This window comes from Alginatibacterium sediminis (assembly GCF_003610775.1).
Taxonomy (GTDB): domain Bacteria; phylum Pseudomonadota; class Gammaproteobacteria; order Enterobacterales; family Celerinatantimonadaceae; genus Alginatibacterium; species Alginatibacterium sediminis.
The window spans coordinates 45,153-69,196 of sequence record NZ_RAQO01000005.1 but is presented as its reverse complement, the minus strand read 5'-3'; the positions used below and the strand labels follow the sequence as shown (position 1 = coordinate 69,196).

The 24,044-nt window shown below is 43.8% G+C and carries 27 protein-coding genes and 2 tRNA genes; 9 read left to right on the top strand and 20 right to left on the bottom strand.

The features are described 5' to 3' along the window. The first annotated feature begins 138 nt into the window (after positions 1-138). Positions 139-690, top strand: coding sequence for a thioredoxin family protein (locus DBZ36_RS08710; RefSeq protein ID WP_120354560.1), 552 nt, complete (start codon positions 139-141; stop codon positions 688-690). Here the strand turns inward: DBZ36_RS08710 and rimI are convergent. The 6 genes from rimI to DBZ36_RS08680 all read right to left on the bottom strand — a co-directional run bounded on the left by rimI (position 675) and on the right by DBZ36_RS08680 (position 3,318). After that, positions 675-1,130: a ribosomal protein S18-alanine N-acetyltransferase gene (gene rimI / locus DBZ36_RS08705; protein ID WP_120354559.1), complete on the bottom strand. Its 456-nt coding sequence runs from the start codon at positions 1,128-1,130 to the stop codon at positions 675-677. The two genes, DBZ36_RS08710 and rimI, sit on opposite strands and share 16 nt — an antisense overlap. Then, entirely contained in the window at positions 1,127-1,516 is a 390-nt protein-coding gene (locus tag DBZ36_RS08700) for a DNA polymerase III subunit psi (protein ID WP_120354558.1), read from the bottom strand. Before DBZ36_RS08700 ends, rimI begins: the two co-directional genes overlap by 4 nt. A gap of 139 nt (positions 1,517-1,655) precedes the next feature. After that, positions 1,656-1,731 (bottom strand) — tRNA-Trp (locus tag DBZ36_RS08695). Between the two features lie 87 nt (positions 1,732-1,818). Beyond that, the gene (locus tag DBZ36_RS08690; RefSeq protein WP_120354557.1) at positions 1,819-2,391 is read right to left on the bottom strand and encodes a YceI family protein; all 573 of its coding nucleotides are present in this window, start codon (positions 2,389-2,391) and stop codon (positions 1,819-1,821) included. A 20-nt stretch (positions 2,392-2,411) separates the two neighbouring features. After that, positions 2,412-2,963 carry a cytochrome b gene (locus DBZ36_RS08685; RefSeq protein WP_120354556.1) on the bottom strand — a complete coding sequence of 184 codons (552 nt, stop codon included), beginning with the start codon at positions 2,961-2,963 and terminating at the stop codon, positions 2,412-2,414. 279 nt (positions 2,964-3,242) lie between these two features. Then, positions 3,243-3,318: transfer RNA gene (locus tag DBZ36_RS08680), tRNA-Phe, on the bottom strand. Positions 3,319-3,706: 388 nt separating this feature from the next. Between DBZ36_RS08680 and DBZ36_RS08675 the strand changes: the two genes are divergently transcribed. The 5 genes from DBZ36_RS08675 (at position 3,707) to DBZ36_RS08655 (ending at position 9,754) form a co-directional block, all read left to right on the top strand. Further along, entirely contained in the window at positions 3,707-5,176 is a 1,470-nt protein-coding gene (locus tag DBZ36_RS08675) for a peptidoglycan DD-metalloendopeptidase family protein (RefSeq protein WP_120354555.1), read from the top strand. 64 nt (positions 5,177-5,240) lie between these two features. After that, positions 5,241-6,431 carry a class I SAM-dependent rRNA methyltransferase gene (locus DBZ36_RS08670; RefSeq protein ID WP_120354554.1) on the top strand — a complete coding sequence of 397 codons (1,191 nt, stop codon included), beginning with the start codon at positions 5,241-5,243 and terminating at the stop codon, positions 6,429-6,431. 251 nt (positions 6,432-6,682) lie between these two features. After that, a complete protein-coding gene (locus DBZ36_RS08665; RefSeq protein ID WP_120354553.1) occupies positions 6,683-7,636 on the top strand; it encodes a pyridoxal-phosphate dependent enzyme in 954 nt (317 codons plus the stop codon). Between the two features lie 263 nt (positions 7,637-7,899). Beyond that, positions 7,900-8,967 (top strand): FecCD family ABC transporter permease, encoded by a 1,068-nt coding sequence (locus DBZ36_RS08660; RefSeq protein ID WP_120354552.1) that lies wholly within the window; start codon positions 7,900-7,902, stop codon positions 8,965-8,967. Between the two features lie 10 nt (positions 8,968-8,977). After that, the gene (locus DBZ36_RS08655) at positions 8,978-9,754 is read left to right on the top strand and encodes a heme ABC transporter ATP-binding protein (RefSeq protein ID WP_120354551.1); all 777 of its coding nucleotides are present in this window, start codon (positions 8,978-8,980) and stop codon (positions 9,752-9,754) included. On the opposite strand, the gene DBZ36_RS08650 is transcribed toward DBZ36_RS08655, so the two are convergent. From DBZ36_RS08650 to DBZ36_RS08640, 3 genes are all read right to left on the bottom strand, one after another. Next, positions 9,741-10,730: a TIGR01620 family protein gene (locus DBZ36_RS08650; RefSeq protein WP_120354550.1), complete on the bottom strand. Its 990-nt coding sequence runs from the start codon at positions 10,728-10,730 to the stop codon at positions 9,741-9,743. The two genes, DBZ36_RS08655 and DBZ36_RS08650, sit on opposite strands and share 14 nt — an antisense overlap. Further along, positions 10,730-12,136: a YcjX family GTP-binding protein gene (locus DBZ36_RS08645; RefSeq protein WP_120354549.1), complete on the bottom strand. Its 1,407-nt coding sequence runs from the start codon at positions 12,134-12,136 to the stop codon at positions 10,730-10,732. Before DBZ36_RS08645 ends, DBZ36_RS08650 begins: the two co-directional genes overlap by 1 nt. 123 nt (positions 12,137-12,259) lie before the next feature. Next, positions 12,260-14,260 (bottom strand): methyl-accepting chemotaxis protein, encoded by a 2,001-nt coding sequence (locus DBZ36_RS08640; RefSeq protein ID WP_120354548.1) that lies wholly within the window; start codon positions 14,258-14,260, stop codon positions 12,260-12,262. 269 nt (positions 14,261-14,529) lie between these two features. Here DBZ36_RS08640 and bfr (DBZ36_RS08635) point away from each other — a divergent pair, with 269 nt between their 5' ends. Together bfr (DBZ36_RS08635) and bfr (DBZ36_RS08630) are read left to right on the top strand one after the other, a co-directional pair. Further along, the gene (gene bfr, locus DBZ36_RS08635) at positions 14,530-15,006 is read left to right on the top strand and encodes a bacterioferritin (RefSeq protein WP_120354963.1); all 477 of its coding nucleotides are present in this window, start codon (positions 14,530-14,532) and stop codon (positions 15,004-15,006) included. A gap of 1 nt (position 15,007) precedes the next feature. Beyond that, positions 15,008-15,475: a bacterioferritin gene (gene bfr, locus DBZ36_RS08630; RefSeq protein ID WP_120354547.1), complete on the top strand. Its 468-nt coding sequence runs from the start codon at positions 15,008-15,010 to the stop codon at positions 15,473-15,475. A 35-nt stretch (positions 15,476-15,510) separates the two neighbouring features. Here the strand turns inward: bfr (DBZ36_RS08630) and DBZ36_RS08625 are convergent, their stop codons facing one another. From DBZ36_RS08625 to DBZ36_RS08600, 6 genes are all read right to left on the bottom strand, one after another. Then, positions 15,511-15,729, bottom strand: coding sequence for a hypothetical protein (locus DBZ36_RS08625; RefSeq protein ID WP_120354546.1), 219 nt, complete (start codon positions 15,727-15,729; stop codon positions 15,511-15,513). Between the two features lie 10 nt (positions 15,730-15,739). Next, a complete protein-coding gene (locus DBZ36_RS08620) occupies positions 15,740-16,750 on the bottom strand; it encodes an HD domain-containing phosphohydrolase (RefSeq protein WP_233558113.1) in 1,011 nt (336 codons plus the stop codon). 10 nt (positions 16,751-16,760) lie between these two features. Then, positions 16,761-17,555 (bottom strand): ABC transporter ATP-binding protein, encoded by a 795-nt coding sequence (locus DBZ36_RS08615; RefSeq protein WP_120354545.1) that lies wholly within the window; start codon positions 17,553-17,555, stop codon positions 16,761-16,763. Next, entirely contained in the window at positions 17,556-18,449 is an 894-nt protein-coding gene (locus DBZ36_RS08610) for an ABC transporter permease (protein ID WP_120354544.1), read from the bottom strand. It abuts the gene before it with no gap. A gap of 21 nt (positions 18,450-18,470) precedes the next feature. Continuing rightward, positions 18,471-19,439, bottom strand: a complete 969-nt coding sequence (locus DBZ36_RS08605) for an ABC transporter substrate-binding protein (protein WP_120354543.1) — start codon at positions 19,437-19,439, stop codon at positions 18,471-18,473. Positions 19,440-19,580: 141 nt separating this feature from the next. Further along, positions 19,581-19,991 carry a DUF3859 domain-containing protein gene (locus DBZ36_RS08600; RefSeq protein ID WP_120354542.1) on the bottom strand — a complete coding sequence of 137 codons (411 nt, stop codon included), beginning with the start codon at positions 19,989-19,991 and terminating at the stop codon, positions 19,581-19,583. Between the two features lie 69 nt (positions 19,992-20,060). On the opposite strand from DBZ36_RS08600, the gene DBZ36_RS08595 reads away from it, so the two are divergent. Further along, positions 20,061-20,501 (top strand): DUF2059 domain-containing protein, encoded by a 441-nt coding sequence (locus DBZ36_RS08595; protein ID WP_120354541.1) that lies wholly within the window; start codon positions 20,061-20,063, stop codon positions 20,499-20,501. 35 nt (positions 20,502-20,536) lie between these two features. Here the strand turns inward: DBZ36_RS08595 and DBZ36_RS08590 are convergent, their stop codons facing one another. The 5 genes from DBZ36_RS08590 to DBZ36_RS08570 form a co-directional block, all read right to left on the bottom strand. Continuing rightward, positions 20,537-21,214: a ChrR family anti-sigma-E factor gene (locus DBZ36_RS08590; RefSeq protein WP_120354540.1), complete on the bottom strand. Its 678-nt coding sequence runs from the start codon at positions 21,212-21,214 to the stop codon at positions 20,537-20,539. Beyond that, positions 21,201-21,764 carry a sigma-70 family RNA polymerase sigma factor gene (locus tag DBZ36_RS08585; protein WP_158589056.1) on the bottom strand — a complete coding sequence of 188 codons (564 nt, stop codon included), beginning with the start codon at positions 21,762-21,764 and terminating at the stop codon, positions 21,201-21,203. The genes DBZ36_RS08590 and DBZ36_RS08585 overlap by 14 nt, the downstream gene beginning before the upstream one ends. Before the next feature lie 165 nt (positions 21,765-21,929). Next, positions 21,930-22,589 (bottom strand): 7-cyano-7-deazaguanine/7-aminomethyl-7-deazaguanine transporter, encoded by a 660-nt coding sequence (locus DBZ36_RS08580; protein ID WP_120354538.1) that lies wholly within the window; start codon positions 22,587-22,589, stop codon positions 21,930-21,932. A 174-nt stretch (positions 22,590-22,763) separates the two neighbouring features. Continuing rightward, on the bottom strand, positions 22,764-23,165 hold the full coding sequence (gene rraB / locus DBZ36_RS08575) for a ribonuclease E inhibitor RraB (protein WP_120354537.1): 402 nt from the start codon (positions 23,163-23,165) through the stop codon (positions 22,764-22,766). Next, positions 23,162-23,941, bottom strand: a complete 780-nt coding sequence (locus DBZ36_RS08570) for a 1-acylglycerol-3-phosphate O-acyltransferase (protein ID WP_120354536.1) — start codon at positions 23,939-23,941, stop codon at positions 23,162-23,164. Before DBZ36_RS08570 ends, rraB begins: the two co-directional genes overlap by 4 nt. Positions 23,942-24,044 lie beyond the last annotated feature (103 nt).

The window sequence follows — 24,044 nt, the reverse complement described above, 5'->3', positions numbered from 1 at the left end:
CCGGCTTAATCGCGAATATTGTTGAACAACGCTACACTAAAGCCGTTGATAACTGACTAATAAATCAAATTCAGGATTGGGAGAGCAATGCATTGAGCCAGCCCTGTTTTACTTTTGTAAGCATAAGAGTGAGTCCAAATGCGACGACGTAATTTAAGCAAAGCCTATTCTAGGATTGGTTTGTTATTGCTCTTGCTTGCGATGTCGGCGGCGGCCGGATACATCTATTTAGAACGAGGTTTGGATCGTCAAATCTCAGCCAGTGATGGCTGGTTTTTCGACCTTGACGGCTATTATCAAGCCCTACGCGAATCAAAGCTTAGCGGTAAACCAATGCTAATTTATGTGCGCCGTAAAGCCTGTCAACGTTGTTTAATCTTGGAAAAAGAACTACTTAATGAAGATGGGATCAAAGATTTTTTACAAGGCTACGTAAAAGTTAGAGTCTATAGTGATCAAGATCGAGCTAGCCGTTTGTTCAGTGAAAATTATCCAAGCCGAGTAACACCAGTACTCTATGTACAAGACCCAATGGAAGCAAAAGTATCCACCCATTTATTAATGGCTATGGACCAAATTTGGGTCGCCAATGATGAAATTGGTACCGGTAATTTCATGCATCTTAGTCCACTAACCTTGAGAATATCGATTGATAAAGCAACCTTGCTGTTACCTCAAGCCTCTAAATAACGCTGATACAATAGTGCGTCTTCACGTCCTTGCGCAGCTGGGTAGTAATTTTCCCGCTTACCTATCAAACTAAACCCAAATCCCTGATACAAGTTCTGTGCTGATTTATTACTAAGTCGCACCTCTAAGTCAATTTGCGACCAATTATTTGTCCGCGCATTATCAATCAAATACTGCATCAACTGACGCCCAAAACCTTGGCCTTGAAACGTAGGATCAACTGCTATGTTAATTAGCTCCGCTTCACTAGCAACTACCCTAAGGATGCAATACCCGCGAAGCTGCTTACCATCGAATAGTCCAAAGTTACAATATAAGCCGCCAAAATTACTGCGCATTAAACTTCGCGACCAAGGGTTTAGATGTGCCTTGGCTTCTATCGCCATTATGGCGTCAATATCTAAGGCTTGTAGAGGGCTAATCGACAGGTCACTACTCATAATGCGCTTGCTATTCGCTTCCACAACGCCCGCTTGGCAATGGCTTGTTGAGCGTTGTCTGTATGCTGTAATTGGTCAAAGTCGAGGTGAAGGTACTTTGCTGGCAATGGCTGTTCTTGTGCTTTGATCGTTGGCCCACAATCAAGTATCCAAGCCATACTCGGCAGCGGTTGCGCCAAGTTCTGGTGATGATCTAACTCATCAAAGCTAATATCTAGACAAAGGCAGATATCCAGTAACAGCTTATTAGCTAAAGCCTGCTGTGGAGCATTTACAATCACCGCTTTACGCTTCGCGTTTGACTTCGCCAGTTTAAATTTAAAACCGGGTTTCGCTTTCCATTGATCAATCCCAAGATGTTCTATGAGTTGTGGTGAACGCTGCATGCTTAGTCCATGTGTAGATGATAGAGCGAAAAATGAATAAAACTAAGTCACTTACTTGACTTAAAGTGTAGATGCTAACAGTAACGGTGGTAATTTGCAGGCATAAAAAAAGCACCTAGAAGGTGCTTTTTTTAAAATTTGGCAGGGGCGGAGGGATTCGAACCCCCAACATTCGGATTTGGAATCCGACGTTCTGCCGTTGGAACTACGCCCCTAGAACGCCGGCTAGTATACCCAACCCAATACAAAGGTAAAGTGCTAATTAGTGCCAAAGCGTTTGTTTGCGCAACTATTGGGCAACTTTACTTCTTAACCCCTTCAACGTTCAAAATGATGGTGACTTCTTCAGATGCAGGGCCCAAGTTCATTGGAATATCAAAATCCGTCAGTTTAAACTTAGTTTCTCCAGCAAAACCAACACGCTCGCCACCCCATGGGTCTTTACCTTCGCCAATTTTGCTGACATCTATCGTGACTGATTTGCTAATACCACGAATCGTTAGATCGCCCATTAAAACAGCCATCCCGTCTTCTTTTTGTTCAAACGATGTACTTTTAAAGCTAGCTTCTTTGAATTTGCTAACGTCTAAAAAATCGCCGCTTTTGAGGTGTTTGTCACGCTCAGCGTGGTTACTGTTAATACTGTTTGGGTTTATGTTGACCATAATACTAGATGCACTTGAATCCGCATTGTCGTAACTAAATTCGCCAGAAAACTCGTCAAAGGATCCGTATAGCCAGCTATAACCAAGATGTTGGATCTTGAAGATAACAGATGAATGCGCAGTATCAATGGCATAGTCAGCGGCATGTACGTTGCTTGCTGCAAATCCTAGAGCCAAAGCTAAACTCGATGCTAGTAGTTGTTTTTTCATAACACTCTCCTTAGGTTAGATTAATCTTTGCCCGGTAACATCCGCAGCAAGGTTTTGTCTTTATTGATAAAATGATGTTTTAAAGCTGCTAATCCATGCAGTCCAGCAAGAATCACTAACGCCAGTGCAGCGTACTCATGAACCAAACCAGCACGCGTAGCTTGATCCGGCAAACCAGTTACAGATGCGGGTAGTGAAAACCAAGCAAACACTTCTATGCTGCGGCCATCTGCGGTCGATATTAAATAACCAGATATCAATACCGTCACCAACAATAGTAACAACAGCATGTGGGCGGCATGTGCTGCCTTTTGCTGTAGCGGTGGATCACTTGCCAGAGGTTTAACCCGCACACTTAAAGCTTTCCAAATAAAACGCGGTAACACTAACAACAACAATATGGCGCCAAACGATTTGTGCCACCACGGGGCCGATTGATACCACGAGTCATAGTAGGTTAGGTCAACCATATAGGTGCCCAAAGCAAACAAAGCAATGATCGTAATCGCAAACACCCAGTGGAAAAGTTGCGAAATTAAGCCATAACGGCTTTCACTATTTCCAAGTCGCATGCTGATCTCCATAAATTCAATATGCTTATTTTAGTTCTAAAAATTCGAAATAAAATCGCATTTTAACGACCTTTCTTTTCTAATTTATAGAACTCTTACTGATGTAGGTATGCGTAAGCGCGAAAAGCAATGCTAGTAAGAATTATTACGCCATCGAAAAAGACAATAAAATGAGCCAACGGAATAAGGAAGTATAGGTGGTAGAATTGAAGCTGAGCGAGTAGTTAACAAAAATTAGATATAAAAAAACCTCGATATATTATCGAGGTTTTAAAATTTTGGTGCCCGGACCCGGAATCGAACCAGGGACACGAGGATTTTCAATCCTCTGCTCTACCGACTGAGCTATCCGGGCAACGGCGGCTATTAAACGGCAAGCCCGATATTAAGTCAAATCTTTTTTTAGAGATCGTTCTTGTTTGAACAATTTACGAGCATATTTACGCCTAAAGCAACACATCAAGCTAACTAACGCTTGTACCATTAATGCTCTGCATAAAAAAATTCAGTTTTGCCTACGATGAATTGCCAACCCCGATGACTAGCTCAATGCCTATTCGCGGACAAAAGCGCTCGTTCGAGAATTGTTTCGTCAATCGAATTAGTATACTGTATTGCGCAATTGATTAAGGCTTTAAGACCCTAAGTCCATAATCTCGCCGACTGTTTCCGCAGCATTGCTTTCTAATGGCGAAATTTGTCTCGATTTAAGGGTCCATTACGATTTCCAAGGTTCTCCTTCCATGCTGTTAAAACAGAAGGCTCATACGTCTTATCGACGTTTTCCAAAGCGTCACCGCAAGCTAAGTATCGTTCTTGTTGCAATCGTTGCTATCGCTATAATCTGGCCGTTATCAGAACCCGAACCTGAATCAAGTTCGGTGTTAGCTCAGCGACAATCTTTAGCTTTAGGGCAGAAAAACATCCATGAGCAACAAGATAATCGACACACAACCACAGCAGCAAACCAAACCAAAGCAGAACCTATTTCGCCCTTAGCTGCGCGACGTAAACAAAATAACCAACAGCAACAGGACAGTGAGAGTATCGTCCAACAAGAATTGGCTGTATCTCAAGAGCGACTCAAGACTGATTCAGCAGAGCCTTCTGTCCCAAGTTTGGAAACAATCCCACTTAATCAAGCCCCAAGCCCGCGCACCGAAGTCTACACCATTGCTAAAGGCGACACCTTGAGTACGATTTTTGAGCAATTTGATATCGGGCAAAGCGCGATGTATCAAGTGCTTGAAGCTGATGTTTCACTTTTAGCTTTAGATACCTTAAAGCCAGGTGACCTGCTCAAATTTTGGATCGATGAACATCAACAATTGCAAAAGTTGGAAATCCGCTTCAATCCCGCTCATCAAGTTCTATATAGCCGAGTCGATGATAAAGAGTTTACTTACGAAGATATAATTATTGATGGTGATTGGGCTCAGTTCCCCATCAAAGGTATTATTGAAGGAAGTTTTTCGGTTTCGGCAGATAGGGCAGGATTGACGCGCGGCGAAGTTGCACAAGTAGCAGGATTATTTAAAGACAAAATCAATTTCAATCGTGATTTCCGAGTCGGAGATACATTCGAAATTGTGCGAAATCGACAATTTATTAATGGTGTACCCAGTGGGCAAAGCGAACTCAGCGCTATTCGACTTGGCAACCAAAAGCGCGAACTAAGTGCCTACCTCTATCAAGATGGCAATTATTACGACGTTAAGGGCGACAGCTTAGCTCGAGCGTTTTTACGTCGTCCTTTGACCCAAAACTATCGCGTAAGCTCTTCTTTTAACCCGAATCGAAAACACCCAGTAACGGGCAGAATCCGCCCGCATAATGGTGTCGATTTTGCGACGCCACGTGGGACTAAAGTGCTCGCTGCCGGTGATGGGGTTGTCACGCGTATTGAGAATCATCCCTACGCGGGAAAATATATCGTCATAGAACATGGCGGCCAATATCGGACTCGCTACTTACACCTTAACAAATTTAAGGTGAGCAAGGGTCAAGCCGTAAGCCGAGGGCAAACTATCGCATTGTCTGGAAATACAGGTCGTTCAACGGGACCACATTTGCACTATGAATTTCACATTAATGGCCGCCCCGTAAATCCGCTGACAGCTAAAATACCGGTTGCGGCTGCTATTGACTCCAGTGAGCGAGACAAGTTCCAAGCATTGGTCAAAGAGCTCAATCAAATGATGGAAGCTGGCTAAGCTTTCACTACGCTCATCTAAGTCAATAACTGCTATACTCGCTGCTTTTTAAAGGAGCGAGTTTATGAGCGCCACTATTGTACTGAATCCCAAACGCGAAAAGTCACTGCTACGTCGCCATCCTTGGATATTCTCCAAAGCCATCTCTAAAATAGACGGCGAGCCTCAATTGGGCGAAACAGTCGACGTGGTTTCAGCTTCTGGTCAATGGTTAGCTCGCGCAGCTTACTCGCCCAACTCTCAAATCCGTGCCCGCGCGTGGAGTTTTGAGCGTAAACAAAAAATAGATAGCAAGTTCTTTGAAGCCCGTATTAAAAGCGCTCAATCGTTAAGAGGCTTACTAGCACGTTTTAGTGAGGGTGATAGCTATCGTTTAGTCGCTGGAGAAAACGATCAACTACCGGGGATCACGATTGATCGTTACGCAGACGTGTTGGTGTTGCAACTACTAAGCGCTGGCGCTGAATTCCATCGACAAACAATAATCGACGCATTGATAAAACTCTATCCGCAATGCTGCATCTATGAGCGCTCTGATGTCGATGTACGCAAAAAAGAAGGATTAGAGCCCCGTGTAGGTGTTATACACGGCCAATTACCTGCACAGCCAATGATAATCCAAGAAAACGGTCTTCAGCTATTGGTGAATATAGAATCAGGTCATAAAACTGGTTACTACCTTGACCAACGAAATAATCGCAAACTGATCGGCAGTTTATCCAAAGGTAAAAATGTATTGAACTGTTTCTCTTACAGTGGAGGATTTGGAACTTATGCACTGGCTGGCGGAGCGAGTAAAGTCACTAATGTTGATGTATCTGCTCCAGCCTTAGAACTAGCAGCTAAAAACGCTGAAATAAACCAACTCGATACCCAACGCTTAGTCAACCTCAACGCTGATGTATTTGCGCAATTGCGCGTCTATAAAGAACAAAAAGTAAGCTTCGACTTGATCGTTCTTGATCCTCCAAAATTCGTAGACAGTAAGGCATCCCTTGCCAAAGCCAGCCGCGGTTACAAAGATATTAATATGCACGCAATGGCATTACTTCCGAAAGGTGGCTTACTGGCAAGCTATTCGTGCTCAGGCCTTATGCCACGTGACTTGTTCCAAAAGATAATGGCTGATGCGGCCTTAGATGCAGGCCGACAAATTCGCTTTATTAAAAGTTTGGAACAAGCAGAAGATCATCCGGTGGGTGGGGCCTATCCGGAGGGTTATTATCTAAAGGGATTTTTATGTGTTGTCGATTAGAAACTAAGATCATTTGGCTATGATCCCTGTTCCTAGGGGATGTCAATTAAGCAATCGAAAATATAGATAAAAAGAAATTTATAACTAAAGTGAAGTGCTACGATTGACGCCATTTTGATATCGTCTAGACGCCGTGTTTTTTAGCGGTCTAAGCGATCTTATCCACAGACTTGATAACAGATTCTGTGGGAAAAAAGATCGCTTCATTTTGACAAAACTTAGCATGACTTATTACATTTTGGTGAATTATCATGATCCAACTCTCCCCATCCCCCATTCAAAGCATGCAGTTCGAAAATAATAGTCTTTACATTAAGCGCGATGATCTATTGCATGCCCAATTCTCCGGAAACAAAGCCCGAAAATTCCAGTACTACCTAAATTTAAACACCCAATTAGTTGATAAAGTTGTGGCCTACGGTTCGATTCAAGCTAACTCTTTGTATAGTTTGGCCGCCCTGTGTGATTTGCGCAGTTGGGAACTTGAATATCATTGTGAGCACATTCCAAAGCACCTTCAAGACCATCCAAGCGCCAATTTCGCTCAAGCATTAGCATTAGGTGCTAGGATCATCCCTTTTCGGCAAAGCTCAGAAAAACAATCAACCACAGCATTTCATGCTCACTTAAAAGCGATCGAACAACAATGTACTGACAAGACCTTGTTTATCCACGAAGGCGGTTTTGGTGTTGAAGCACGTTTTGGTGTTCACCGCTTAGCTTTGGAAATTGAACAGTGGATGCATGAAAAGAAACTTTCAAAGTTACAATTAGTACTACCTTCTGGGACCGGGACTACCGCCGGATTTTTGGCTGATAGTTTCGAAGCGCTTCAACTTGCTGTGCAAGTCATTACTTGTCCATGTGTTGCCGATGTGGCTTATTTACGCCAACAATGGAAAAATTTGTCAATTGATTCGCAACGGATTCAGATTTTACCTAATTTCGAAGACCGAAAGTTTCGCTTTGGCAAGCCTCACATCGAGCTATTTAATATTTGGCAACATGTACAAGCAACAACACAGATAGAATTTGAGTTGCTCTACGACCCGATCGCCTGGTATTTCTTGGCTAAAGCACTCAATCAAGGTCAATTGACAAGTAGTGATGCTAATCCAATACTTTATTTACACCAAGGGGGCTTGCTTGCCAACCAAAGTATGCTGCCACGTTATGAACGAATGCTAAAAAAAATGGCAAGCTAATGCTTGCCATCGTCAAAATTGACTTAAAATCAGCTTTCGCTGCGTGTGGAGAGAGTACTTTCGTACCGGATTAAACAAACAACGGCAATGAATATTCTTCATGTACAATGCGCTACACTCATGAACATCAACTACTTATGCCATACTTGGACCGACCAAAGCTCAAGTACGAATAAGAATAGATCGCATTTAAGTTTAATGCAAGTGATTCTCATTATCTTTTTTATAGAAAATGTAACAGCTAGGGATTATTCCACATTACGATGAAAAATAACGCGCCTAGAGAGCACACCATAGCGAACCATGCTGGTCCAAGGCGTAAATCTAGAATAAGCCTGAGCTTAACTGCCGCCCTATTATTATTGGTCGCCTTTTCGTTAACCAAAGGTAGTTTTGATCTAAGCCTAAGTCAGCTTTGGTCCATCCTAAATCTAAGCGCTAGTGATGCCCAAGTTCAGACCGTGATTTGGCAACTGCGAATGCCACGGACGCTATTAGCATTACTCATTGGAGCTATGCTAGCGAGCACTGGCGCGGTTATACAGGGGATTTTCCGTAATCCGCTTGCTGAGCCTGCGGTCATTGGCGTATCAAGTGGCGCTGCACTCGGTGCAGCTCTAGCTATCTACTTGTTGTCGAAACTAGATATTCAATATTTGTATGGTGCGAGTTCACTGCTAATCCCCTGCGCTGCTTTTGTGTGTGGTTTGCTTGCCACCGCATTAGTTTATCAACTCGCACAAAATAACAACGGAACCTCCGTGATGATGATGTTGTTAGCCGGCATAGCTATTACTGCTGTCAGCGGCGCCGTCATCAGTTTGCTGAGCTACCTCGCTGATGACCAAACTTTGCGGCAGCTAAGTTCGTGGCAAATGGGGAGTCTTAATGGCGCAAGTTGGAATCAGGTATGGCTTTGCGCGGTTTGTTTCGCATTTACATTACCAATATTTATTTGGCGTTCCCAGCATTTGGACACCTTATTACTAGGTGAGGCAGAAGCCCGCTACTTGGGTATTAATGTATCGGCTTTAAAAACCCAAATCATATGCTTAGTAGCACTATTGGTCGCGGTTAGCGTTGCTAGTGTTGGAATTATCGCCTTTGTTGGTTTAGTAGTGCCCCATTTAGTCCGTCTCATGTTTGGAGTGAGTCACCGCTATTTGATCCCAAATTGCGCCCTGCTCGGTGCGGTTCTGATGCTAGCTGCAGATTTAATCGCACGCACCATACTGGTTCCGATCGAATTGCCTGTTGGCGTACTAACTAGCATTTTAGGCGCGCCATTTTTCATTCTACTTTTGCTAAAACAACGCCAGAGTCTAGGCTAGGGATAGATACATGAACCAAGCTAGTCTCGCACTACAAGATATTAGTTTTAGCTATGCCGAACGCCATTTATTTGAGCAATTTAGTTTGAAGTTTTGGCCAAACCAACATTGTGCGATTCTTGGGGCCAATGGTGCAGGCAAAAGTAGTTTGTTTCAGCTAGCCAGCGGCGTACTCAGTCCAGTTGAGGGACAAGTCCATATCCACCAGCGTCTCTTGTCCCAATGGCCTAGCACAGAACTGGCACGCTGTTTTACCGTCTTGCCCCAGCAATCTAGTCTTAGCTTTGGTTTTAGCGTAAGTGAATTAATACTGCTTGGTTTACAAAATCATAAATTTAGCCGTCAACAGCAACAATTGGCGCTCAATCAACTACTCAATGACAGTGACTTAAATCACTTGGCTCAGCAAAATTATTTAAAACTATCTGGCGGAGAAAAGCAGCGCTGCCATTTTGCTCGCATTCAGGCACAAATTTTCGAGTGTAAGCCATCGCAACAAATACTACTGCTTGATGAGCCCACTGCCTCACTGGATATTGCTCATCAGCATCAGCTTATGCGTTCAGCTCAGAACCGAAGCGAACAAGGCGCCTGTGTTATTAGCATTGTGCATGACCTTAACCTGGCAGCGAGATACTGCCAGCGTTTGATCCTAATGCACCAAGGTCGAGTGATCGCAGACGGTAGTGCTGAGCAGGTACTGACGCAAGATAATATACATGAAGCTTTTGGCTACAAAGCAATGATCCACACCCACCCACAACTCGGATGCATTATGGTGACTTAGGCTTATCTAATTGCTTACCGATAAAACTGCTAATGCCTTGTATCGCTTGTTTAAGTTTAGGGCGCTGTTCTTGAGTAAATGGGATTGGACGGCAAACCCTCATAGTCTGAATACCAATACGAGCATTATATAAACCCACACCAATACCTTGAGCAGCTCGACTACTCGCATTGCCAAGTAATCCCGAGCTTACATCTGCAACCATGTCACTACCTATTTCCGAAACGCCAACCCAGGCTAAATGTTTCACGATCATGCGCGACAGTTTGATTCGGCCTAGAAAACTGGGTCTTATGCCATAAATTTGCGCTAATTCGTCAACCATGCGAAATGAATTTAGCAGTGCTAGCAGTAAATCCGCAATCACTAACGGGCTAATCGCAACCATAACCCCAGTGCGTTTACTGTAACGACTTACCACAGCCAGAGCTTGTTCGTCTAAAGGTTGCATCACATGTGCATCGATAATGTGTAATACCTCTCGATCGTCATGATAGTCTTGAATCAGAGCTAAGGTTTGTGTCAATAGCTCCGCTTGGGGCTTACCTTGATATAGCTTTTCCAAGCTTGAAACATAGTGTTTAGATCCGCCGACTTGCCGTTGGCTTTGCAGTTGCTTCGCTTGCGTTTGCAAGCTATTGATTTGTTCGCCGTCATTCATACTCGCACGCAAGCTTCGAAACACCTGTAGGGTGTATAAGCCAAGTAAGGCTAGCAACAACCATAACGCTAAGCTGAGTCCCCAGTGGATAGCGCTTAAAAAAACGTGCATCTGCCACAGTTCCCATGCTGCAAATGAGAATAGCAGCAAAAAAAACAGGCGAGCAAAGGTGCGCATTCCTTTAAGTGCAACACGCTCTAGCTTAAATTGCCTAGGATTATCCTCAAGATCTAGGCCATCAGAAAGCGACTCAGGTGCTGTTTCGATGGTTTCATCAAGAGCGACGAAATAGGGGTCATTTTTATTGTCAGTCATTAAAATCGATCTCCGATTAACTCTCGAATAATTGTATCCATACGAATATGTGGCAGGCTTTTACCTTGGTCTAGTTTAAGTCCCGGAGGCGGTAGCAATCGTTTAGGCTTCCAGTTTAGTAACTCTTGCCATTGCTCAGTCTCAGGTAGATGGCTCGGGATTTGAGGGTGTGATAACAACGCGGCCCCTCCCCCTTCTACGACCCCTTTGAGCATCGATTTTCCCTGATAAGGCTCGATACTACTTGCGCGTATTGCCGCAAATGCCTCGCACTGAAACTCTATGCTTTCAAATTTGGCTTCTCGATAAGCTTTCGCAGTTAATTGTGCAACTAAAGAGCGCACATTTTCGTGTTGTTCTGGCAAAACTTGATCAATCTTGGTAGCAGCAATGAGTAAACGCTCAATTCTAGGGCTAAACCACCGGCTTAATAGAGAGTTTTTACCATAGTTAAAGCTTTCAAGTACTGCTGTTAGAGCTTGCCGAGTATCTTCAAAAACACCTGGGCCACCGGACAAACTAGCTAAAATATCCACCAACACTATTTGTCGATCAACGCCAGAGAAGACGTCTTGGTAGAATGGCTGCACCACTTGTTTAAGATAAGCTTTATACCGTTGCTCCAAGACGCTTGCCCAGCTCGTACTTGCATAACGAATATTAGGATCAAGTTGACCTGGAAAGAAGGCCAACCATTGTTTGTCGCGTTCGGGCATCAGTAAACGCCCAGGTTGCAACATAACTAAGCCTTGGTCTTGGCAATGAAGAAGGTATTGCTGATATTCACGCATTAGATCATCAGCAAGTTCAGGCTCAAAGTCTGAACTTAAATCTAAGGCGCTTAGTTTGCTGATGATACTTGATGAGAATTTACATCGCTGCTCACTTGAGGCTTGCTCAAACTGATGCTGCGACCATTGTTGGAAATCTAAACCCAGCATTGGGAGGTCAAGTAGCCATTCGCCAGGATAGTCGCGTATTTCCAGTATAAGCGATTGCGTATCAGACCCTAAATTAAATAGGCCCCGACGACTTCGTTTATAGCGAAGTTCTAACTCAATATGACTTAATGCCGACGTAGCTTTGGGCCAGCTTGCTGGAATTTGGCTAAGCGAGTTCAAACTAGCGTCATAGTTAAAGTCAACAAAGTCACCACTAGCTGAGCACAGTTTGGCGCCAAGTAACTGACCTTTTAATGCGGGGGTAAAACTAGGAAGTAAGGCATGTTGCGGATTCATTAGTTGGTAGATAAGGCTCGTCACAAAACTGGTTTTACCTGCTTTGCTTAAACCGGTTACACCGATACAAACTCGGTCACCAACTAAACGATGACCAAATTTTTCTAAACTCTTTTGCTGTGCCTTTAAGGTACTTTTAATGCGTTGCTCTAAGCCTTTGGAGCTCATATTGCGATGCCATTAGTGTCGATGAAGCCTAGATTGATAGTAACCTAAGCTTATCGACACTAACAATGGGCTATTAACTTGAATAGCGGATAGATCCAATTGCTAACCAGCTACTTAGCTGGCCTAGAGATGATAGCGAGACACTAATTTTTGCAAGGTCTCTACTTCGTCTCGAATGCTATCTCCTGCGCGACTAGCGTCCTCAACAACTCCCATGGCTGCATTCGCTCCATCGGAAATTTGTACAACGTTTTGCTCAACATCACTCATCACCATACTTTGCTCTTCGATGGCACTTGCAATATTGGTGTTAATACCAACCACGACGTCTACTCTTTGGGTAATGTCGTCTAAAGAACTTCGCGCTTCTTGAGCTTGCTCCACGCCACTACTGGCTCTCTGGGTAGCACTTTGCATAGCATCGAATGACTCTCGAGCACCTGTTTGTAAACCTTCGATCATGTTTTGAATTTCATCGGTTGAGCTTTGGGTGCGGCTCGCTAATGTCCGAACTTCATCAGCGACAACTGCAAAACCACGTCCCTGCTCTCCCGCTCGAGCCGCTTCAATAGCAGCGTTTAATGCAAGTAGGTTGGTTTGCCCGGCAATGTTGCGGATAACATCAACCACGCCACCGATCTCTTCGCTACTTTGTTGTAACTTATTCACCAGTTCTGAAGTGATGGTTACTTCATTATTAATCTCATTAATGGTGGTTATCGTTTCGCCAACAATGGCTTGGCCATTTGCAACTGCTTGTTGTGAAGCAAGTGTTGATTCAGCACCTTGCTGAGCATCAGCAGCCATACTGCCTGCCGTTGCAGTCATTTCTGAAACTGCGGTGGCAACTTGATGGGTTTGGCTTTGTTGTTCATCGATCGCTTTGCGTACGTTAATGGAGGTTTCTGAGATGCTCTCAACTGCGCTAAGCATTTGATTTGAACTCAGTGTTACTTGCTCAAGTAAACTGCGCAATGCGTTAAATGTGGCGTTGTAATCCTTGGCGATGTCGGCGAGTTCATCACGCCCGTAAATCACACAGTCTTGGTCGAGTTCACCACGATTTACTTTAGCCGCTACCATACGTATTTGTTTAACCGTGCGACGAACCGAAAGGTAGGCACCGACCATGAAATAAACGCAGATCAGTAAAATTATAATCAAAGCAATTATTGTGACCCAACTATTTTTGACTAAGGTGTCATGACGCGCACTTAATTCTTGACCAAACTCTTGCCAAGTACGCTCTTGTAATTGCTCCAAACCAAGTAAAGCCGAATTAGCCAACGAGAAAATTTGTTCGGTCGTGGTTCGGACTTCTTGGTCCTTAATGATGTCTACTTGAATTAATTCCACGAAGCTTTCTAACGCTGACAAGGTTTGACTTAAGTCTGCACCAAGCTCGCGTTGATATTTGTCATCAACTGCGTACAGCTGCAGCGTCGATTTATTCATATCACTTAAAACTTCAGCCGAACTGTCTGAACGATAACTCAAATCGCTTAAGCTTTCGGCATCCAAAATACCAAAATCACTCACATCACCAGCTCGATCACGTAAACGAGCAACTAAACTTTGCAGCATCGGTAATCGATTGATCGATATATCAACCAAGTAATAACTGCTAACTTGCGGATCCCTAACCACACCAGTTTCAACCGAAATTGAATTAATCAGGGCGCGAACTTCTCGAGCTGCTTGCTCGTGGGTATCCAGGATTGCAGATAACGGGCCTTTGTTTGCGTCCAGCGCCAATACACCTTGTTCGATATTGCCAAAATCATTTTGCAATGATGGTGGGATAAGTTGCGAGACAGTTGCTAATTGAGACTGCAATTCTGACTTCAGGCTTTGGATTTCTGAGCTTGATACATCTTGGCCCATGTTCTTCTTCGTTGCGAGGTGTTGATGCTGGGCGATCAATGCAGTGATATGTGGAATTTTTTCAATGATCGAATAACCTTCCAATTCTTCATTGGCAATAGAAATTTGCTCTTGAACATTGCTTAGTAGCGCGTAAGACCCGTATAAAATCGGAACCAAAAACAAAGCCGCCCACAGCATAAACTTGTATTTAAAACCCATCCGGTCGCTGATCGCGATTGCTGGCGAAAATAAGGTCACATCATCATCCTTTGATTAGAACTACATCAATACTTTAACGGCCATTGTATTAACTAGTTTAGAGCAAATTACCATTCTTCCGTAGATTGTCTCAGATATCAAGAAACTGAACGCTCGGTCAACGAAAAATATCGAGTAATAATTCAAACCGAAGTAGTAATCACACTTATTTAGGTTCAAAGTGCTTGATTTATAATGAATAATTGATCCAAATCAAGTTTGCGCTATACTTTGCAGTTAGTAAATTGTTTATCAATAATGAGGGACGTATGCAAGGTAACCCTAAGGTCTTGGAAAATCTAAACAAGGTTCTTACAGCTCAGCTTACCGCCATCAATCAGTATTTTTTAGTTGCCCGAATTTTTAAGAACTGGGGAATTTCGACTCTAAATAGTGTTAACTACAAAAAGTCGATTAAAAATATGAAGTTAGCTGATGACTTAATTGAGCGAGTGTTGTTTTTAGAGGGGCTTCCAAACATGTCGGCTCTTAACCAATTGATCATTGGCGAACACACAGCCGAAATAATGGCATGTAATCTTCAGTTTCAAGTTGACGCAATGCCCGACTTGCGTGAAGCAATCGCCCATTGTGAACAAGTTCAAGATTTTGTTACTCGTGAACTTCTCGAGGGAATATTAAGCCATGAAGAAGATCACTTGGATTGGCTAGAAACCCAGCATTATCAAATCGACAAGATCGGTATTGAAAACTATATTACCGCCAACAGCGTATCAGGAGATTAACATGCAAGGTAGTCCGGCAATTATCACCGCCCTAAATGAGCTTCTCGCCAACGAACTGACGGCAATGGACCAGTACTTTATCCACTCTCGTATGTACGAAGACTGGGGCATGAACAAACTGTTTGAGCGCATTGATCATGAGTTTGATGACGAAAAAGAACATGCATCATTGCTGATTCAACGTATTTTATTCTTAGAAGGCACGCCTGATTTGAGTAAACGCGACCCGATTAAAGTTGGTCACGATGTTGTTTCAATGCTTAGTAATGATCTACAGGTAGAATACACCGTTGGTGCTTTACTTAAGAAAGCCATGGCATTGTGCGAGCAAGAAAGTGACTTTGTAACGCGTAATATGCTACAAAAATTAATTGATGACACCGAAAATGACCATACCTATTGGTTGGAACAACAGCTCGGTTTGATCAAGAAAATAGGCATAGAAAACTACATTCAAAGCCAGCTGTAATTTAATCAATAACGAGTGTTTGCTGTAAACACTCGTTATTTTCCAGCACGACTCATATCAAGTTGAATTTCAGTACAACCTTTAGCACAACGAACATACGCAAATCCATCTTCAGCTTTGAGCTTTAAGCTCAGTACTTGGCTACATTCTCCACAAAGGCAGCTTTTTCCGGCTAGCACTTGTTTGATCAAGCGTTGCTGTTGTGCAAAATTATTTTGCGAGTTTCGATTGAGTTGTTTAAAAGCGTCTTTCACGAAAATCCCATCATTGGTAAAGGTGCTGAACCTGCTTAATATCGTCTAAACAGCTACTGAATGCACGCACTACTTGAGGATCAAACTGGGTACCGGCATTGGATTTGATGTAGTCAGCTGCAGCCTCAAAACTCCAACTGTCTTTGTAAGGCCTGATGCAAGTCAATGCGTCGAAAACATCTGCCACCGCCACAATCCGTCCGCACAAGGGGATTTGATCTTGCTTAAGCTTACGCGGATAGCCGCTTCCATCCCACTTCTCATGGTGTGATGCCGCTATACTGCTCGCCATTTTTAATAGTTCTGATTGTGGTTTACCCAAAATTTGTTCACCAAATTCCGGATGCTTTTTCATCAATTCCCATTCTTCGGAGTCAAGTTTTCCGGGCTTACATAAAATAGCGTCGTTGATACCAATTTTACCTAAGTCGTGCATCGGCGCAGCAGCTTGTAACAAGTCGCAATATCGCATTTCTAGACCCATAGCTTTAGCAATTAATCCCGAAAACCGACTCATACGCTCGGCGTGTTGACCGGTATCAAAGTCGTTATATTCTGAGGCCCTGCCTAAACACTTGATGAGTTCCATACGGCTGGCCTTCAACTCAGCAGTCATTTCACTGACTTGTCTGCCCAACTCTCGCTGCTGGTCATATAAGGCTAAATGCGTTTTAACACGGCTTTGAACTAAAAAAGGATTAATAGGTTTGGTGATGTAATCAACCGCTCCAATTTCCAAGCCTTTACGCTCATCGTTAACATCCATGCGAGAGGTTACGAAAATCACCGGAATTGCACTAGTGAGGGGATTTCGCTTCAGTTGGCGGCAGACCTCAAAACCGTCAATTCCTGGCATTAGAATGTCTAACAAGATCAATTGAGGAAGCCATTGAGCGGCCAAATTCAAACCTTCCAATCCATTATAGGCTTGTTTTAAGTCATAACTATCTTGCAAACTAGCTTCTAGTATCGCTTGGTTGCTCGGACTATCATCGACAATCAGAACTTTTTGTATAGTCACGGCGTGTTCCTCATCCCAGTAATAGACTGTCGTCGCTCAACTGTTCACCTTTGGTCTGAGCGAACAAATTAAGTAAGTCGACAATTTGCATTTTATCGCGCTCCGGCCCATGAATGTCGAACACCACTTGACCTTCATGGAGCATAATAGTGCGATCCCCGTGGTCCAAAGCCTGTTGCATGCTATGGGTCACCATCAATGCCGTTAGTTTCCGTTTGCGTATGTATTGTTCGCTAAGCTCCAATACAAACTTGGCGGTTTTTGGATCAAGCGCAGCGGTATGCTCATCTAAAAGCAATATCTGCATGGGTTGCAAGGTTGCCATAAGCAAACTAACCGCCTGACGCTGTCCACCCGATAAAAGTCCCATCTGATCATCGAGACGCTTCTCTAAGCCTAGACCAAGCTCGCTTAAAGCCGCCACAAATTGTTGCTGATATTGCCGCCTTAATGCCCATCCTAACCCACGTTTTTTCCCGCGGCGCATCGCTAAAGCTAGATTCTCAGCGATACTTAGTTTTTCGCAAGTTCCAGCCATGGGGTCTTGAAAAACACGCGCGACCATTGAGGCTCGTTGATGGCACTGCAAATGGTCAACACGCTGATCGCCAATACTAATTTCTCCGCCACTAATATTTACGTCGCCAGAAAGAGCGTTTAACAAGGTTGATTTCCCCGCACCATTACTGCCGATCACGGTTACAAACTGTCCTTGCTCAATACTCAAGCTTAAACCGCGTAGCACGTGGTTCTCGATAGGCAATCCGCGATTAAAATATACGTCTAATGCTTTTACATCGATCATCTATACCGCCTTCGACTTTGGGCTACGTTGTTTTTTAAAACGCGGTAATACAATCGCAATCGTAACCAAAAGTGCAGTCACCAAATTGAGATCTTGTGCTTTGAGTCCAATGACATCAGCGTTCAACGCAAAAGCGATAGCAAGGCGATATAAAACAGCCCCAACAACAGCGGCAATGACAGCTAAGACAACCGTACGCGTCGACAATAGCGCTTCCCCACCGATAACCGCTGCCAATCCAATGACAATGACCCCGACTCCCATGGTGATGTCTGCACTGCCCTGGCTTTGCGCAAACAAGGCACCTGCAAGGCCGACCAAGGCATTTGCTAAAGCCATGCCCAAAATCGTAGCCAATCCGGTATTAACGCCATTTGAACGTGCCATACGTTGATTAGACCCAGTGGCTCGTAGCGATAGTCCAAATTCAGATTGCAACAGCAGAGCAACCAACACCATGACCACTGCAACAATCACAGCGAGCAACATGGGTATTGCAAAGTAGTATGCAATGGGCCCATTTTCGACCGCTGAAATGACCGTGGTTTCACCCAGTAGAGCAATATTTGGCTTGCCCATGATGCGCAAATTAATCGAATACAGCGCAATCATCACCAAAATCGATGCTAATAGATTCATAATACCTAACTTCACATTCAACCAAGCGGTCAAAGCACCAGCTAAGGCGCCAGCGAAGGTAGCCATGAAGGTAGCAATCCAAGGATCCACACCCGACACAATAGCAACCGCGGCAACACCGGCTCCTAGAGGGAAGCTTCCATCAACGGTAAGATCAGGAAAATCAAGAATACGAAATGAAATGTAGACGCCTAAAGCTACGAGACCAAAAATTAATCCGGTCTCGAGCGCGCCCATAAAAGCGATTAAACTCAAAGCATACCAACTTAGTAGAAACTACTTAACGACAGTTTTAGCCATGGAGATAAGTTCACTTGGCAGTTCAATACCCATGCGTTGTGCAGCGCCAGGGTTAACAACAAGTTCTACCTTCTCTACACCCTCAACAGGAATGTCAGAGGTAGGCGTTCCAGATAAAACTTTAGCAACCATCACACCGGTTTGACGTCCAACGTCATAATAGTTAAATCCTTGGGCTGCTACAGCGCCGCGCGAAACGGACTCTGTATCAGCGGAAATGACTGGAATCTTGTTTTGTTCACCGACTTTAATCACAGCTTCTAATGCCGAGATTACAGTATTATCGGTGGGTAAGTAGATGGCATCTACTTTACCAACTAGAGAACGAGCCGCGGTTTGAACATCACTACTTTTAGTTGCAGCGCCCTCAACAACTGTTAGGTTCATTTCGGCGGCATGAAGCTTCACCAGCTCGACTAAAGATACCGAATTAGCCTCACCAGGGTTGTAGATAACGCCTATACGCTTGGCTCCAGGTACGACTTTTAGAACTAGCTCTAAGTGTTTGGCTATCGGCGACATATCACTGGTACCTGTGACAAATGCGCCTGGCTGGTCCAGCCCTTTAACCAGTTTTGCGGCAACCGGATCAGTCACAGCACTAAATATGACAGGAATACCGCGGGCTGAAGCTGCTGCGGCTTGAGCAGAGGGAGTCGCAATAGCAACGATTACATCAGGGTTATCACCGGCAAATTTTTTGGCGATCTGAGCCGCAGTAGCAGGGCTACCTTGAGCACTTTCATAACTCCATTTCAGATTTTCATCTAATACATAGCCTTGCTCCAGCAACTCATCTTGTACGCCTTGACGTACAGCATCAAGCGCTGGATGTTCAACAATTTGGGTAATAGCAACATGCGCGTTATCAAGTGCCATCACTGATGACGTAAACATTAGTCCTAAACTAGCGGCTACTAATGTGCGACTCCAAGATTTAATCATTATTAAGTCCTTTTAATAGATTACTACAACAATCGATTTATCAAGCTAGCAAAATATAGACTTCATGAATAGGGTGCTTTTGACACAGACTTGTCAAAATTAGATCTAAAGAGTTGGTTTTCGTAAACTTACGATGGAAGATTAATCAAATAAGTCTAATGGGCGAGCTTTAACTAAGGTGATCGTCTTTTGCGCAATAGTTTTGCCATGCAGGCTTAAACTCAGGTCCCATGGACCTAGCTTATCTTCTAAAGGCAGCCAAACCGTGTCGCCAAGGAAGAAGTTCCAATCATTACTACGAACATAGACCTCGCCTGTAAAAGGGGCCATAGCAAGGCCTTGTTTATCGCTGATCTGGGGATGGTTGATGCAATACTCGAGCTTTTCTCCTTTGGCTTTCTTGATATTGATAACCATACCGAACTCCACATCAAGTACTGCCTCTACAGTTTGGGTAAACTCGAGAATGTCGGGTAGGTCTTTACTTTGGCTGTCCCAAGTGGAATAACGGCCATAACTAACCAATTTGGCCTGTATTTTTGCTTTTGCCATTGAATTAACCCATGCTTATCAAAGTCATAAGTGTACCCAAGTTCAAGCCAAAAATTTAGGAATTTATAGATGAAAAAGTTCAGCTTTGCTTTACTGCTCCTTAGTATTAGTCAATTCGCCCACAGTCAGGAAAGTGTGGATGAGTTGCTGGAATTACTTGGAGGTCGACAAAATGCGATAAAACTACAACAACAGTTTGTGATTAATGTCACTGCCCGGAATCCTGAACTCAAACCTTATGAGGCGGTACTGCGAAATTGGGCTCAGGAATATTTCACCTGGGAAGCGGTAAGCCACGAACTTGAGATTATCTATACTAGCCACTACAGCGATCAAGAAATTCAGGATCTACTCGAATTTTATCGAACCCCAACCGGCCGGAAATCTATTGAACTTATGCCAATCTTATTTCGCGAAGGGGCAAAAATAGGAACCACGATTTCTAAGCGTCATGAAGCTGAATTGCGAGTACGACTTAGCAAAGCGATGCAAGTTCAACAATCACAATAATCGCCCTTGTTCACGAAAGAAAAAGGGCGCTAATCTCAGTTTTTATCGAAAAAGTACTGGCTGAAAGGGTTGAGTAAACTAGCTAAACCGGATTTGAAGTGCAATGGCGCGTCTAAATACGTTAAGCACAAGCAATCCTGAGTAGTATTAGTTCGAGGCTGATGACTATCATTTGGCCCCTTAACCAACAAGTCGCCCGCACTATAGACGCCGTTGTCATCAGAAAACTCTCCATGTAAGACCAAGGTATATTCCTGGCCTTTGTGGGTATGCTCAGGTAATTGCGCCTGAGTATCCATATGTAACAAATCGAGCTGGCCATTCACAGCTGCCGGAATTTTAGCCCGGTGCAACTTGCCAGGGATCCGTCGCCACGCTTCTATACGCTGCTGATGACGAGATAGAACCCGCGGTAAATCGAAACATCTACCTTCTAAAACTATTTGTGCCGAGCTCGGCTTAGTCTCAGGGCTAGTCGCAATCTGTTGTTGTTGCAAAATACCAGACATCATTGATTCAAAATTCGGCATTTCAGTCTCAGGTTGCAGCAACATTTGCTCAGCGTTTTGCTGCTCAATATCGGCAATTTTGTCTCGGCATTGCGGACAAAAGTCTAAGTGCGCACTTACGATAATACTCAACGCAAGATCTGCATCTCCAGAGGCGTGCAGCCTCAGTAAGTCCTGACTTGGGTGGTGATTACATTTCTTCATCGAGCATCTCCCGTAAACGGCGAAGGCCTAAACGCAAACGACTTTTAACAGTGCCTAGCGGCACTCCGACTTCGTCTGCGACTTCTTGTTGAGCTTGCCCATGCAAGTAAACTCTACGTACTACGTCGCTTTGTAGCTCGGGTAATTTGTCGATTAAATGACTCATTTGCTCAGCAACAATAGGCTCGAACTGTTCATCGATACCGTCTTTTTCTGGTTCGATTTGAGACCATATGTCGTCAGCGCTGAACCATTGGCTTTGATGTTTATTTCGGCGTAAATAATCGTAGCGAGTATTACGAGCAACCGAATAGATCCAGGTTATAGCAGTGCCTTTGCTCGCGTCATACAGCGCCGCTTTCTGCCATACCTTGAGCATGGTTTCTTGTAAAACTTCACCAGCCATACTCGGATCGTTTTGCTGCTTAAGCAAAAAAGCATAAACACGTCCTGAAACGGCTTTGAAAAGTTTTGCATAACTTTGTTGGCACGCTATCGAACCGACAGCTTGCAGCCAATCATCTAATGGTTCTTGTTTTGCTGAACTCATATTTAAGTTCGTCGCCTTCATCACGCGTCCGGTGTGTGGTAAAGCTATCATCGCATCTACAACTTTGAACTTGCAAGGGGTTTGGTGTTATTACGCGTCGCCTGAAGCATTGGATCAAAAACGGACCAAAAAAGGTCCGTTTTATTTTCAAGTGACTAAATTGGTTTAAACATTCAGTGCCTGATTGTTACTCAAATCCAGGCGTTTACTGATAAATCGCAGCAACATTCCGTAAAGCGGAACAAACAAAGCAAGATTAATCACAACTTTAAACAAGTAATCGACGAAAGCGATCTCAGTCCAATGTTCTGCCATGAATGGGTCTGAACTCATGTAGAAAGCTATTGAGAAGAAAACTAAGGTATCCACCGCATTACCTATAAAGCTTGATGCTGCTGGCGCTGCCCACCACTGTGGAAGCTTACGTAAACGGTCAAAAACTTTTACATCGAGCAACTGTCCAATCACATATGCAGCAAAGCTCGCGAACGCTATACGCGCTACGAATATATTAAGCTCACCTAATCCGCTAATTCCAACAAAGCTACCTTCGTAAAACATGACCGACACAACATAGGACACAATCAAGGCAGGAAACATTGAATAGAAAACGATTCGTCTAGCGGGTTTTGCACCGAAGGTACGCACCGTTAAGTCGGTCGCTAAAAAGATAAACGGGAAAGTAAATGCGCCCCAAGTCGTATGGAATCCAAATATGGTAAAAGGTATTTGTACAAAATAGTTACTTGCGGCAATGGTTACGATATGCAGTAAGGCTAAAATTAGCAGGCTACGGCGGGCCTTATCATCAAACTGAGTCAACATTGAGTTGTCCTTCTTTTTGGCAAATGGGGTAAGAGAACCCAAGGGCGCGTATCCTACTAAATTCATGCTATGTGTCAAGCGTTTCTAGCGGTGCATAACTAGAAAAAAGGCCAATGCTCTAAAAGCATTGACCTTTTTGGTTCAAACACTAAAGTTGTAAGCTAATAAAAAAGACTAATCGTTGTCTTCATCGTAAACTTCACCTTCGATTTCGTCGCCATCTTGAGGCTCAAAATAAGTACCCCAACCGTCATAAATCAATTGGTGTTTATCTGCTATCTTGGCTAAAAGTGCAACGTCGGCCTTTATCTGCTCAGCTTTTAACTCACGTTCAGTAAGTACATCGAAGCACATAATGAGGCCGCCATCGTCTAGCTCTAATTCTTCAGCGTCACTCACTTCAAAGCCTGCCTTGAAGGCATCAACAGCTGCTTTTTCTAGCTTGGTAAAGTCACGCCCGGCAATATGATGCTCGACATTATAACTTGCATCAGGATCGCTTCCATCTTCAAGTAATTCACTAATAATATGGTCAGTTTCATCTTGCCATTGGGCAATTATTTGTTCAACGTTCATGCTTGTTCCTCTTGCATAGGCTGCTCTAAACTCGCTTGGTACTCAGTGTAGTCAAAAGCTTGGCCGCGCGCTTCGAGGGTTAACTCATAAACGCGTTGTTGCATCACTTGATGCACCTGTTTAATGTTCTGTCGGATTTCATTTTGGTCCCAATGCTGGGCGGCAATGGTTTCTCCGACTTCAACGATCACTTTACCGTTGTTCCAGCGATTTAACTTTATCTGCTGATGCGTTGATGAACAAAAGATAGGAACAACAGGAACGTTCGCCTGACGGCTAAGGTGGAATGCACCAGTTTTAAAAGGCAATAAACCGCGGCCATAACTTCTCGTTCCTTCCGGAAACATCCACACCGACAAATTACGTTCTTTAATTTGTTTTGCTGCTTCTTTAAGGGTTTGTACGCTGCGACTGCGTTTGTCCCGGTCTATTAGAATGTTACCGGTTATCCAATATATGAGCCCAAAAAATGGGATCCAGATAAGACTCTTTTTGCCGATAGAAACCACCCCATCTCGCAGTGCAAAAGGAAGCGTAAATAAATCCATGCTGCTTTGGTGATTGGCGATCCACACTGCAGGCTCCGGTAGGTCTTTGCTTCCTTGATAGCGAAGTTCTACTTCGAGTCCCAGAAATTTTCCAGTACGAGCAATGCCATGCCCAATAACGTTAACTAAAGAACGGTGTCGAGGCTTGAAACAACAATAAATCATGCCGATTGGGAACAAAACCACAATCAAAATGATAAACCAAACTATACGAGCTAGCGCTAACATAAACCCTCTACCGCCAATGACTGAGCGCGCAGTATACAGATGCTATTTTAGCGCAGCAAGTCGACATAGCGAATCAAGCAAATTAGTGACGGCGCACAGCCCT